At 64.8% G+C, this 12,394-nt stretch carries 11 protein-coding genes and 1 tRNA gene; all 12 read left to right on the top strand.

Going from position 1 to position 12,394, the window contains the following annotated elements:
* Positions 1-4: 4 nt before the first annotated feature.
* Positions 5-733, top strand: coding sequence for a DedA family protein (locus tag QFZ40_RS14100; protein ID WP_306905152.1), 729 nt, complete (start codon positions 5-7; stop codon positions 731-733).
* A gap of 39 nt (positions 734-772) precedes the next feature.
* Positions 773-1,924, top strand: a complete 1,152-nt coding sequence (locus QFZ40_RS14095) for an adenosine deaminase (RefSeq protein ID WP_306905150.1) — start codon at positions 773-775, stop codon at positions 1,922-1,924.
* Between the two features lie 151 nt (positions 1,925-2,075).
* A complete protein-coding gene (locus tag QFZ40_RS14090; RefSeq protein ID WP_306906930.1) occupies positions 2,076-2,705 on the top strand; it encodes a MazG nucleotide pyrophosphohydrolase domain-containing protein in 630 nt (209 codons plus the stop codon).
* 117 nt (positions 2,706-2,822) lie between these two features.
* Positions 2,823-4,103 carry a phosphopyruvate hydratase gene (gene eno / locus QFZ40_RS14085; RefSeq protein WP_306905149.1) on the top strand — a complete coding sequence of 427 codons (1,281 nt, stop codon included), beginning with the start codon at positions 2,823-2,825 and terminating at the stop codon, positions 4,101-4,103.
* A gap of 156 nt (positions 4,104-4,259) precedes the next feature.
* Positions 4,260-4,928 (top strand): FtsB family cell division protein, encoded by a 669-nt coding sequence (locus tag QFZ40_RS14080; protein WP_306905147.1) that lies wholly within the window; start codon positions 4,260-4,262, stop codon positions 4,926-4,928.
* A 26-nt stretch (positions 4,929-4,954) separates the two neighbouring features.
* Positions 4,955-5,626, top strand: coding sequence for a DUF501 domain-containing protein (locus QFZ40_RS14075; RefSeq protein ID WP_306905145.1), 672 nt, complete (start codon positions 4,955-4,957; stop codon positions 5,624-5,626).
* Positions 5,623-6,570, top strand: coding sequence for a Ppx/GppA phosphatase family protein (locus tag QFZ40_RS14070; RefSeq protein ID WP_306905144.1), 948 nt, complete (start codon positions 5,623-5,625; stop codon positions 6,568-6,570). The genes QFZ40_RS14075 and QFZ40_RS14070 overlap by 4 nt, the downstream gene beginning before the upstream one ends.
* An 18-nt stretch (positions 6,571-6,588) precedes the next feature.
* Positions 6,589-7,965 carry a S8 family serine peptidase gene (locus QFZ40_RS14065; protein WP_306905142.1) on the top strand — a complete coding sequence of 459 codons (1,377 nt, stop codon included), beginning with the start codon at positions 6,589-6,591 and terminating at the stop codon, positions 7,963-7,965.
* Positions 7,966-8,003: 38 nt separating this feature from the next.
* Positions 8,004-9,485: an NAD(P)/FAD-dependent oxidoreductase gene (locus QFZ40_RS14060; protein WP_306905141.1), complete on the top strand. Its 1,482-nt coding sequence runs from the start codon at positions 8,004-8,006 to the stop codon at positions 9,483-9,485.
* A gap of 137 nt (positions 9,486-9,622) precedes the next feature.
* The gene (locus QFZ40_RS14055; RefSeq protein ID WP_306905139.1) at positions 9,623-10,567 is read left to right on the top strand and encodes an N-acetyltransferase; all 945 of its coding nucleotides are present in this window, start codon (positions 9,623-9,625) and stop codon (positions 10,565-10,567) included.
* Between the two features lie 20 nt (positions 10,568-10,587).
* Positions 10,588-10,661, top strand: a tRNA-Leu gene (locus tag QFZ40_RS14050).
* Between the two features lie 320 nt (positions 10,662-10,981).
* Entirely contained in the window at positions 10,982-12,214 is a 1,233-nt protein-coding gene (locus QFZ40_RS14045) for a branched-chain amino acid ABC transporter substrate-binding protein (RefSeq protein WP_306905138.1), read from the top strand.
* Positions 12,215-12,394 lie beyond the last annotated feature (180 nt).

Raw genomic sequence — 12,394 nt, 5'->3', positions numbered from 1 at the left:
CCGCGTGGAGTTTATTAATGAGGCCGTGCTCCATGCAGCTGGTCAGTGGTGGATCTACCCCGTCCTGTTGGTTTTTTTCTTTGTGGACGGTTTTGCCATGGTGGTGCCCAGCGAGACCCTGATCGTTGCGCTGGCAGCGTTTTCCCGGCATAGCGGCGAGCCGAACCTGTGGATCCTGGGCCTGACCGCCCTCGTCGGCGCCATGGCGGGTGACAACATGGCGTTTATGCTGGGCCGCAAGATCGGCCTGGAGCGGTGGAAGTGGATGCGCCGTCCCAAGGTCCAGAAAGTCTTTGCGTGGGCCCGGTATGAGCTGGAAAAGCGCGGTGCGGTCCTGATTTTCACCGCACGATATATCCCCTGGGGCCGGGTGGCAGTCAACTACGTGGCCGGCAGCACAGGGTTCGCGCACCGCCGGTTTTTCGTGCTGGATGCCTGCGCCTGCTTCACCTGGGTGGGGTACTCCATCGGCATCGGCTTCCTGGCCAGCTCCTTCCCCTGGCTGCACCACAACCCCCTGCTGAGCGCCGGCATCGCCGTGGTGTTCGCCATCGTGCTCGGAGTCCTCCTGGACCACGGCCTGCGGCTGTGGCACCAGCACCTGGCCCGGAACGACGCCCGGCGCGCTGATGACTGGCTGGACGGCGGCCCTGCCGGGGCACGCCCGACGGTGTCGGGTCCGTCATCGATGCTGGCATCCGCAACCGGGGATACCGAGACCGGCACAAAGTAGCGGCTGGCGTAAGGAGCCCGCCAACCCTAAGGTTGGAACGTGACTGAGCCTATCGTTGACGCTGCCCCTGCCCTTGATTTCGACCTGAAAAGCCTGCCGAAGGTTTCCCTCCACGACCACTTGGACGGCGGTCTCCGGCCGGCCACCATCATCGAACTGGCCGAAGCCGTTGGCCATAGCCTTCCCTCCGCCGATCCGGTGGCCCTCGGGGAATGGTTCCGGGAGTCCGCGGACTCCGGCTCACTGGTCCGCTACCTGGAGACCTTTGACCACACCGTTGCTGTGATGCAGACAAAGGATGGCCTCTTCCGCGTCGCCAAGGAATTTGTGGAGGACCTCGCTGACGACGGCGTCGTGTACGGGGAAGTGCGCTGGGCGCCGGAGCAGCACCTGCAGAAGGGACTCTCCCTCGATGAGGTGGTGGAGGCGGTGCAGGAAGGCCTCGATGCCGGCGTCGACGCCGTGGCCGAGACCGGCCGCCAGATCCAGGTGGGCCAACTGATCACCGCCATGCGGCACGCTGACCGCGGCCAGGAGATCGCCGAGCTCGCCGTCCGCCACCGCAACAAGGGTGCCGTTGGCTTTGACATCGCAGGCGCCGAGGACGGTTTCCTGCCGTCCCGTTTCAGGGATGCCTTCACCTACCTGGCCGAGCACAATTTCCCGGCCACAGTCCATGCCGGTGAGGCCGCCGGGCTGGAGAGCATCCAGTCCGCCCTGGTGGACGGCAGGGCGCTGCGCCTGGGCCATGGAGTCAGGATCGCCGAGGACATCATGGTGGAATTCGACGACGAAGACGACGATAGCGCCGAAGACGGCGGGGACAGCATCGGCCTGGTCACCCTGGGCGACCTCTCCAGCTGGATCCGGGACCGCGGCATCGCCCTGGAGATCTGCCCCTCCTCCAACCTCCAGACAGGTGCAATCGCCGGCTTCGGTGAGGGCATCGAAAGCCACCCCCTGGACATGCTTTACCAGCTGGGCTTCAACGTGACTATCAACACCGACAACCGGCTGATGAGCGGCGTGACCCTGACGGACGAGTTCGAACTCCTCGTCGAAACGTTCGACTACGATCTCGACGACCTGCTCGAGCTCACGCTCAACGCCGCCGAGGCATCCTTCCTTCCGCTCGAGGAGAAGGAAGCCCTGGTGGAGTACATCAACGACGCCTATGCCAACCTGGGCTAACCAGCAGGCTGCAGGCGCCGGCCAGCCTCCCGTCCCGGAACCGACGGGGGAGTTGCCGGGTGGGCCCACAGCAGCAGGGATCCCCGAGCGAGCTTGCGAGCTGGGGGAGCTCCTGGGGATAATCGCTTCCCTCCGCGAGCACTGCCCGTGGATGGGGGCACTCACCCACGACTCCCTGGTGGAATACCTCCTCGAGGAGGCCTATGAGCTGGCGGAGACCATTGAAGCCGGCGGGGATGACGCTGAACTCCGTGGCGAGCTGGGTGACGTGCTGCTCCAGGTGGTGCTGCACGCCCGGCTCGCTGAGGAGCGGGGCGCGTTTACTTTCGACGACGTCGCCCGCGGGATCAGTGCCAAAATGATCCGCCGCAATCCGCACGTCTTCCGGCCTGACGGCACACTGCGGGACAGCTTCCCAGCCACAGTGGAGGAGATCGTGCAGAAATGGGACGCCGTCAAACAGGCGGAACGTCCGGAACGGAAGCACCCGTTTGAGGGAATCCCGGAGGCACTGCCTGCGCTGGCACGGGCCCAGAAGTCCCTGGACAGGGCCGAGCGGGCCGGCGCTGTGCTTCCCCAAGCAGCTGTGCCTCCCCACCACATGCCGCCGGGCGGCGTGCCGGTTCCGGATACCGAGGAGGAGCTCGGTGAGCTGCTGCTCGCCGTCGTTCGTTCCGCACGCACCAAGGGGTTCGACGCAGAACGCGCCCTCAGGGGCGCTGTCCGGCGCTACCAGGAGCACGGTGCTGAACACGGCTGGAGCAGGCCAACGCAATCATGACGTCCAGGGGTGGATAGGTTTCCGTAACCTTTCCCACTCTCGACTACGCTAGACCCTGACGAGGACGTCGAGTCTTTCCGCAAGTTTCCCAGTAAATCGCCCATAAGGAGCCTATCCATGGCGCTCATCGATGCCATCCACGCCCGCGAGATCCTCGATTCCCGAGGCAACCCGACCGTAGAAGTTGAAGTCCTGCTCTCCGACGGCCAGATCGGCCGCGCTGCAGTTCCCTCAGGTGCCTCCACCGGTGAGCACGAGGCCGTCGAACTGCGGGACGGTGACAAGGGCCGTTACCTCGGCAAGGGCGTCCAGAAGGCCGTCGACGCCGTCATCGACCAGATCGCTCCGGCCCTGACCGGTTTTGACGCGACGGACCAGCGCAGCATCGACCAGGCCATGATCGACCTGGACGGCACGGCCAACAAGGGCAAGCTCGGCGCCAACGCCATCCTGGGTGTTTCCCTCGCCGTGGCCAACGCCGCTGCCGCCTCTGCAGACCTGCCGCTGTACAAGTACCTGGGCGGCCCGAACGCCCACGTGCTGCCCGTGCCGCTGATGAACATCCTCAACGGCGGCTCCCACGCCGACTCCGACGTCGACATCCAGGAATTCATGGTTGTCCCGCTCGGTGCCGAAACCTTCTCCGAGGGCCTCCGCTGGGGCGTCGAGGTCTATCACGCGCTCAAGGCCGTGCTCCAGGAAAAGGGCCTGTCCACCGGCCTTGGCGACGAAGGCGGCTTCGCGCCGAACCTGCCGTCCAACCGTGCAGCGCTGGATCTGATCCAGGAAGCCATCAAGAACGCCGGCTACACGCCGGGCACCGACATCGCCCTGGCACTGGACGTTGCCTCCTCTGAATTCTTCAAGGACGGCGCGTACCAGTTTGAAGGCAAGGCACTGTCCGCAACCGAGATGAGCGCCTACTACGCCGAACTCGTCGCCGACTACCCGCTGGTCTCCATCGAGGACCCGCTGGACGAGAACGACTGGGACGGCTGGAAGACCCTCACCGACACCATCGGTGACAAGGTCCAGCTGGTGGGCGATGACCTGTTCGTCACCAACCCCTCCATCCTTCAGCGCGGCATCGAGACCAAGACCGCAAACTCGCTGCTCGTGAAGGTCAACCAGATCGGTTCCCTGACCGAAACGCTGGACGCCGTCAGCCTGGCCCAGCGCGCCGGTTACACCACCATCACCTCGCACCGTTCCGGTGAGACCGAGGACACCACCATCGCTGACATCTCCGTGGCCACCAACGCCGGTCAGATCAAGACCGGTGCCCCGGCCCGCTCCGAGCGTGTTGCCAAATACAACCAGCTGCTGCGCATCGAAGAGGAACTCGACGATGCCGCACGCTACGCCGGCCGCAGCGCGTTCCCGCGTTTCAAGGGCTAGTAGCCGCGTATACCGCTGACCGGTGGCTATGGTTGAAAGACCATAGCCACCGGTTTCTGTTTCAGCCAGGCTGTATCAGGCTGGTTCGTATCAGCGCAGGTGTGTTCCAGCGCCGACAGTTTCGGCCCCAGGCAGGCCAAACGTTTCAGGAGTGTCATGGCTACCCGCCGTCCAAAAGTTCCCAGGGCCGCCCAGAGGCCGCAAGCCACAACGGAGCCGGCCACAACGGAGCGAGCCAGGGAAGCCCCTGACACCGCCGACGTCATCCGCGCCGATTTTGGCGGAGCCAGGGAAGATCTTGCCAAGGGAATCACGGCCAAGGGAAACCCAGCCGCTGGAAAGGCGTCGCGGGAACGCGCCGGGTCGGGAAAAGTCGGCACCGTGAATGCGGGATCCGGTGGTCAGTCCAGGGACAGCGGGAACGAGGAAGAGCCGCACCCGGTACCGGCCAAGGCGTTTTCGGGCCGCATGCTCGCGCTGGCGGTGGTGATGATCGCCATCACCATCATGCTGGCGCCCACCGTTAAGATCTTTTTCGACAAAAAGGCCGAGATCGACGGTCTCAAGGCCGATATCGCCGCCAGCCAGGCCCAGCAGGACGGCCTGAGGCAGCAGATATCACGCTGGCAGGACCCCAATTATGTGAAACAGCAGGCCCGCGACCGGATTAACATGGTTATGCCGGGGGAAACCGGCTACTGGGTGTTCGGCAGCGATCTGCCGGCCGGAACAAGCAGTAGCCAGGCCGGCGCAGCACAAGACCCCGCCGATCTGCCGTGGGTGGATTCCCTGTGGGAGTCCATCCGGCGTGCGGCCACAGACTGAACCAAAGAGGAAGGATGGCCGCGCCAGTGGAAGAAAACACGGCGACTGCGCCGGAGATGTCCCGCCAGCCATCAGCACATGATCTCGACGTATTAAGCCGGCAGTTGGGGCGGCCGGTCCGCGACGTAGTGGAAATCCCGGCGCGCTGCATCTGCGGCAACCCCCTCGTGGCCGCCACGGCCCCGCGGCTGGGCAACGGCACCCCGTTCCCCACCACGTTCTACCTGACGCATCCCGTCATCACCTCGGCTGTGTCCCGCCTGGAGGCCGCCGGAGTCATGAACGACATGAACGGCCGCCTCGCCGCCGATGAAACACTTGCAGCCGCGTACCGGTCAGCACACGAGGATTATCTGGCAGCCCGGGCAGCCATCGGGGAACGGTCCGGCATCGGTGCGGTCCCCGAGATTGACGGCATCTCCGCTGGCGGCATGCCTGCCCGGGTCAAATGCCTGCATGTCTTGGTAGGCCACTCCCTGGCCGCCGGGCCAGGGGTCAATCCGCTGGGAGATGAGGCAATCGCCGCCATTAGCGAGTGGTGGACCGCCGAGCGCTGCTATTGCGACGGCGCCTGGGACACCGCGGGGGAGGCCCCGTCCAGGGACCTGAGTCGGCATGGACCGCAGGGCCTACCCGAGATCGTGGGCCGGCCGGCTCCCGTCCGTAAGGCCGCCGGAACAGCAGGGGCAGGCCTATGACAAGGGTTGCTGCCATCGACTGCGGTACCAACTCCATCCGCCTGCTGATCGCCGACGTCGACCGCAGTAACGGGAGGGCGAAGCTCACGGATGTGGTCCGCGAGATGCGCGTCGTCCGGCTGGGCCAGGGAGTGGACGCCACCGGAGAGCTGGCGCCCGAGGCGCTGGAGCGCACGTTCGCCGCCACCGCGGATTACGCCCGGATGATCGGTGAAAACGGCGTAGTCGCGGTCCGCTTTGTTGCCACATCCGCAAGCAGGGACGCGCGCAACCGCCAGGTCTTCGTGGACGGAATCCGCAGCCTGCTCGGCGTGGAACCGGAAGTCATCACCGGCGACGAGGAAGCCGCGCTGTCCTTCGCCGGGGCGAGCAGTGTCCTGCCCATCCTGGATGGCCACCAGGTGCTGGTGATTGACCTCGGGGGCGGGAGCACGGAATTCGTCCTCGGCACTGCGGACGGCGTGACCGCCGGGAAATCCGTCGACGTCGGGTGCGTGCGCCTGACCGAGCGGCACCTCAGGGACGATCCGCCGACGGCGGAGCAGATCGCCGCCGCCGAGGCCGACGTCGACGCCGCCATCACCCGGGTGGAACGGGACGTTCCGCTGGAACGCGCCACCGCAGTCGTCGGCGTTGCGGGGTCGGTCACCACTATCACCGCCCACGCGCTGCGGCTGCCGCAGTATTCCCCCGAGGTGATCCACGGAACCGAACTGTCCATCGACGCCATCCGCGGGGCCGCGACGGATCTGCTGGAGATGAAAAAGGCACAACGTGCAGAATTGCCGTACATGCATCCAGGCCGGGTGGACGTGATCGGCGCAGGCGGGCTGGTGTGGCGCCGGGTCCTGGAGCGACTGAATGAGCTCACGGAAGGCCGTATCGTCACGGCCACCGCCAGCGAACACGACATTCTTGATGGCATTGCCCTGAGCATCAGCTAGCCGACCATGGGACCCCAAATGACCAGAGCAACAGCCCGGTTCCGCCGGACCGCCTCCGCTCTCCTGGCGATAATCCTCACTTTCGGCACTCTTAGTGCCGGACTCGCGGCGGCGCCGGCGGCGCACGCGGACTCCTGGCGGGACAAGCAGTATTGGCTGGCCGAGTCGGGCATCACCAAGGCCTGGGAGGTCTCCAAGGGGGCAGGTGTGAAGGTTGCCGTGATCGACAGCGGGGTGGACGCCCAGCACCCCGACCTCAAGGGCGCCGTGGTGGGCGGCTTCGATGTCTCAGGCTCCGGGAGCCCGGACGGACAGAAGAGCATCGGCGCCAAGCCGGAACACGCCACGCTAGTGGCCACCATGCTGGCCGGGCGCGGCCACCAGCCCGCAGGATCCACGGCCTCGCCGAGCCCCGACGCTTCCGGCCCTGGCCCGGATGGCATTGTTGGTGTGGCCCCTGAGGCCCAGATTCTGTCCGTCTCCACCTGGCTTGGCTCACCGAACCCCGCTGGCAAGAGCGACCAGGACCAGATCCCTGAGGCAGTCCGCTGGGCGGTGGACAACGGTGCCAAGGTCATCAATATTTCGCTGGGAAGCACTACGCCGCAGTGGCCCCAAAGCTGGGACGCCGCCTTTCTGTACGCCGAGCAGAAAGATGTGGTGATAGTTGCTGCGGCCGGAAACAGGGTGGGCGGCAACATCCAAGTAGGTGCGCCGGCGACTATCCCGGGCGTGCTTACCGTTGCCGGCCTGGACCGGAAAGGCGTGGCAAGTATCGACGCGTCCTCGCAGGGGATCAGCATCGGAGTGGCGGCCCCCGCGGAAAACCTGCTCGGCGGAATCCCCGGCGGCGGCTACGCCGAATGGGCCGGCACGTCCGGAGCCACCCCCATTGTGGCCGGGGTAGCGGCCCTCATCCGCTCCAAGTGGCCGGATATGAGTGCCAAGCAGGTCATCAACCGGATCGTCAGTACGGCAAAGGACGCTGGCACTCCGGGGAAGGACCCGCTTTATGGCTTCGGGGTGCTCAATGCCGAAGGTGCGTTGAAGGATCCCGTACCCGAGGCCGCGAGCAATCCGCTGGGATCCATTTCGGACTGGATCCGAGTGCACCGGCGCGGAAACGTGGGGGCGCCATCCGTCCCCCTGCCCACTGCTGATGTGCCCAGCGCCGTCGCGACGCTGCCGGAGGCAACTGTGCCGGCAGTGAAGGCTCCCTCAAAGCGGGACAGCGCCCTCGCAGCCGCCGTCGTTGTCGGCTTTGCTCTGCTGTTCCTGGCCATCATTGCCGCTGCCGTTTTCCAACTGCGCAAGGCCGCCCGGAACCCCCGTCCGGCCCAGGAGGATCCGGACACGGGGACGCTGGATAGGGTCCACTCCGGCGGCAAAACGTAGTTAGTGAAGATTTTCACAAAGTGCTGTACTCTTAAATCATGGCAACCACCCCAGAGCTCCAGGACCGTCCCCGGGTACTCGTCGTCGGCGGCGGATACGTCGGCCTGTACGTAGCACTCAAACTGCAGAAGAAGATCGCGAATGCCGGTGGCATCGTCACCCTCGTGGATCCACTGCCTTACATGACTTACCAGCCGTTCCTGCCCGAAGTTGCAGGCGGCAATATCGAGGCTCGCCATGCAGTGGTCTCACACCGCCAGCACCTCAAGCAGACGGAACTCATCCAGGGCAGCGTGACGTCCATCGACCACGCCAACCGCACAGCTGTCGTGGCTCCCGCCGATGGCGGGGACTACATCGAAGTTCCCTACTTCGACATCGTCGTGGCCGCGGGCGCCATCACCCGCACCTTCCCGATCAAGGGACTGGCGGACAAGGGCATCGGCCTCAAGACCATTGAAGAAGCCGTGGCTCTGCGCAACAAGGTGCTGGACCGAATTGAAGCCGCATCCACGATCACCGATCCGGAAGCACGTGCGAAGGCGCTGACGTTCGTGGTGGTCGGCGGCGGCTTCGCCGGCATCGAATGCATTACCGAGATGGAGGACCTTGCCCGCGCGGCGGTCCGGAACAACCCGCGCGTCCGGCAGGAAGAAGTTCGCTTCGTCCTGGTCGAGGCGATGGGCCGCATCATGCCCGAGGTCACCGCCAAGCAGGCTGAATGGGTTGTGGAGCACCTCCGCAGCCGCGGCATCGAAGTCCTGCTGAACACTTCACTGGACAGCGCCGAGGGAACGCTGAAGCTCATCAACCTCCCGGATAAGACGCTGGCCCAGGAGTTCGAGGCCGACACCCTGGTCTGGACCGCCGGCGTGCAGGCCAACCCGATGATCCGCTCGTCGGACTTCCCGCTGGAGCCGCGCGGACGGGTCCGGGTCCTCCCGGATCTCCGCATCGCCGGGGACGAGGGCATCATCGACAACGCATGGGCCGCCGGCGACATCGCCGCGGTTCCGGATCTCACCGGCAGCGGGCTCCCGGACGGGACCTGCGTGCCGAACGCCCAGCACGCACTGCGCCAGGCCAAACGGCTTGCCAAGAACCTGTGGGCCTCCCGCTGGGACAAGCCGCTCAAGGACTACAAGCACAAGAACCTCGGTGCTGTGGCCGGCTTCGGCGAATGGAAGGGCGTTGCCAACATCAACCTCGTCGGCAGCATCGGCCTCAAGGGCCCTCTGGCCTGGCTGGCGCACCGCGGCTACCACGGCATGGCCATGCCCACCGTGGAACGCAAGGTACGTGTCATCCTTGGCTGGATCCTGGCCTTCTTCCTGGGCCGCGACACCACCCAGCTGATCGACCTGGATAACCCCCGCGGTGCGTTCGTGGCAGCTGCAACGCCGGCGCCCAAGCCGGCCGCCGCGGCCCCGCCCGTTGAAGCTCCCGAGTCCGCCAAGCCCGGATCCGCGGCCGCCACGAGCTTCGATCCCAAGCAGTCAGTCACGGCCAACGCCAAATAGGCTGGTTTCCTAAGGCCCACCTGCAGTAACGTCCGACGGCGGCTGTCCCCTCAGGGGACAGCCGCCGTTTGCGTGGGCGGCGTGAACGCACACGATACGCCCCCGCAGGCATGCCCTGGCATCCTAGACTGGGCACCATGACAGGCGACAAAAACCTCCAGACCCTGCTGGCCTCCATCCATCCGGTGCTGCGGGAAGGGGAGTACGTCTACGTTCTGTGGCCGCGGGGCAGGCCGCTGGAGGCAGACATCGAGGCGGCGGTCCGCGAGGCCGAGGGACTCACGGCGGTCCTGTCCCGGGCGGAGGCGGACAGCCTGGGCCTGCCTTATGACTTTGTGGCCGCCTGGATAACGCTGCAGGTCCATTCCGAACTGGAGGCAGTCGGCCTGACCGCCGCCGTGGGCAGGGCCCTGACCGATGCCAGGATCAGCTGCAATGTGCTGACGGGCTTCCACCGTGATCATTTGCTGGTGCCGGTGGCGGATGCTGCCCGCGCTCTTGAAGTCCTGGCTGAACTCTCCGCCGAGAGCCGGCACCAGCCCCGGCCTGAGCTGGTTCTCCGCAGTGAAGAGCCCGAGGACCGGGAAAAGATCCTTGCCCTGACGGCAGAGGCGTTCGCCATTTCGCCCGCGACAGGCCTGGCGGCGGAGGGAGAGCCGATTGAAGTGGAGCTGCTCCGCCAGCTCTTTGACTCGGAGGGGTATCTGCCGGAATTCAGCATCGTGGCAGTCCTCGACGGCGAGGTGGTGGGCCATGTTATTAGTTCCCGCGGTTGGGTGGCCGAGCATCAACTGCTGGGACTTGGCCCGATCGGCGTGACGCCCAGGCTCCAACGGCACTGCATCGGAAGCGCGCTGATGAATGAAACCATCGCGCGGGCCAACGCTGCGGGGGAGAGCGGCATCGCGCTGCTGGGGAGTACCGAGTACTACCCGCGTTTCGGCTTTGTGCCTGCCACGTCCCTTGGTGTTCTGCCTCCCGAAGAGCTTTGGGGCGATGGGTTCCAACTGCTGCCGCTCGCGTTGTGGCCCGGGGGAGTTCACGGCACCTTCCGGTATGCCGCCCCATTTGAGGGGTTGTGACGGGATACCATTGACCGGGCGCCCCAGTAGCCCAATTGGCAGAGGCAGCGGACTTAAAATCCGCGTGTTGCGAGTTCGAGTCTCGCCTGGGGCACAAGAACCCTTCTCTTCCCATGCCCTCTTCCGGGCCTTCAGTGTCTGCAGCTTCGCGTCTGATTCCGCATATGCAACGACTGTTATAAGTATGTGACCATAGTCACTTATTTTCCCGCAGGATATGCATTAGCTTGAAGTGGAATCAGGAACTCCTGATCCATCCCTCGCATCGCATGTTTTGGCCACGCCCTGAAGAGGGGCATGTGTTCCACGACACAGAGTTGGTAGTAGTCTCAGGAAACATATTCGGAAGTAGGCGCGGCCGCCCCGGTTCCATCCGGGTAGCCACGCAACGGATCCGGCTCGGAAGGCAAATAAATGTATCGAAAGAACGTCCTCACTTCGTTGGCAGCGGCAGCCACACTCAGCATGCTGCTGTCGGCTTGCGCCAATCAGGCCGGCCCCACCACGAATGACACCTCGGGGGCCGCTAACAAAGTGAACATTCCCGCAATTTCCAAGATCGACGTGCCACCCGCCGCGGTCCTTCCGAAGGGCGACGGCAAAGCAACCTGCCCTGCCACGACAACGCTGGCCTACGCCGGAGCGCAGACGGGTCCTAATGCCCAGCTCGGCATCAACATCTTCAACGGCATCCAGCTTGCGATCAACCAGCACAACGCCGCCAACCCTGGCTGCCAGGTCGTGTTCAAGAAGTTTGATACCGAAGGTGACCCGAACAAGGCCACCGGTCCGGTGACGCAGATAGTCAGCGAGGCCGACATCATCGGCGTCCTCGGTCTTCCCTTCTCGGGAGAATCCAAGGCCACCGGCAACATCTTTGAGCAGAAGGGCCTGGTCCACATCACGCCTTCCGCCACGAACCCGTCATTGACCGAAAACGGCTGGACCACGTTCTTCCGTGGCCTGGGCAACGACGCCGTCCAGGGGCCGGCTGCTGCCAAATTCCTGACCGGCAAGCTCGGCGCGAAGAAGGTCTACCTGGTCCAGGATGACTCGGATTATGGCATCGGACTGGGCGCGTCGACTACCGCCGGCCTGGGAAGTGCCCTTGCCGGCTCCGACAAGGTCACCACCGGCCAGAAGGACTTCTCGGCCGTTATTTCCAAAATCATGAACTCCAAGGCCGATGCTGTCTTCTACTCTGGCTACTATCCCGAGGCAGCGCCCTTCGACCAGCAGCTCTCGGGCAAGGGATTCACTGGTACATTCGTCGCCCCTGATGGCGTCAAGGACGATCAGTTCATCAAGCAGGCTGGTGATGCATCCAGCAACGCCTACTTCACCTGCCCCTGCATCCCGGGTGAGCTGATTCCTGATTTCGCCTCCGCCTACAAAGAGGTGTCCAAGGGTGCTGAGCCTGGAACGTACTCGATCGAGGGCTACGATGCCGCGACAGTCCTCCTCTCGGGCATTGATGCAGGCAAGCAGTCCAGGCCGGATCTGCTGTCCTGGGTCAAGAGCTACGACAAGGACGGCCTGAGCAAGCACTACAAGTGGAACGCCAAGGGCGAACTCCAGGCGCCTACGGTCTATGGATACAAGGTTGAAAATGGGAAGATAGTTCCGATCGGACCCGTCGGCGAGTAGCGGGCCCGACCAGAATCGGCTGTGGGGTCAGCTAAACGCGGACCCCACAGCTTTTTCTTGACCGGGTTTTCTTGACCGGCTTGCTCGCCGCCCCGCTGGAATCGGCAGAGCACCAAAAATCGACAGAGCATCAAAGTACCGAGTGTCGGCACCGCCCCCAACTGACGGGCCCGACTGGAT

It is taken from the genome of Arthrobacter pascens (assembly GCF_030816475.1).
Taxonomy (GTDB): domain Bacteria; phylum Actinomycetota; class Actinomycetes; order Actinomycetales; family Micrococcaceae; genus Arthrobacter; species Arthrobacter pascens_B.
The sequence above is the reverse complement of the archived record's forward strand: the minus strand, read 5'-3'. Positions and strand labels throughout refer to the sequence as shown.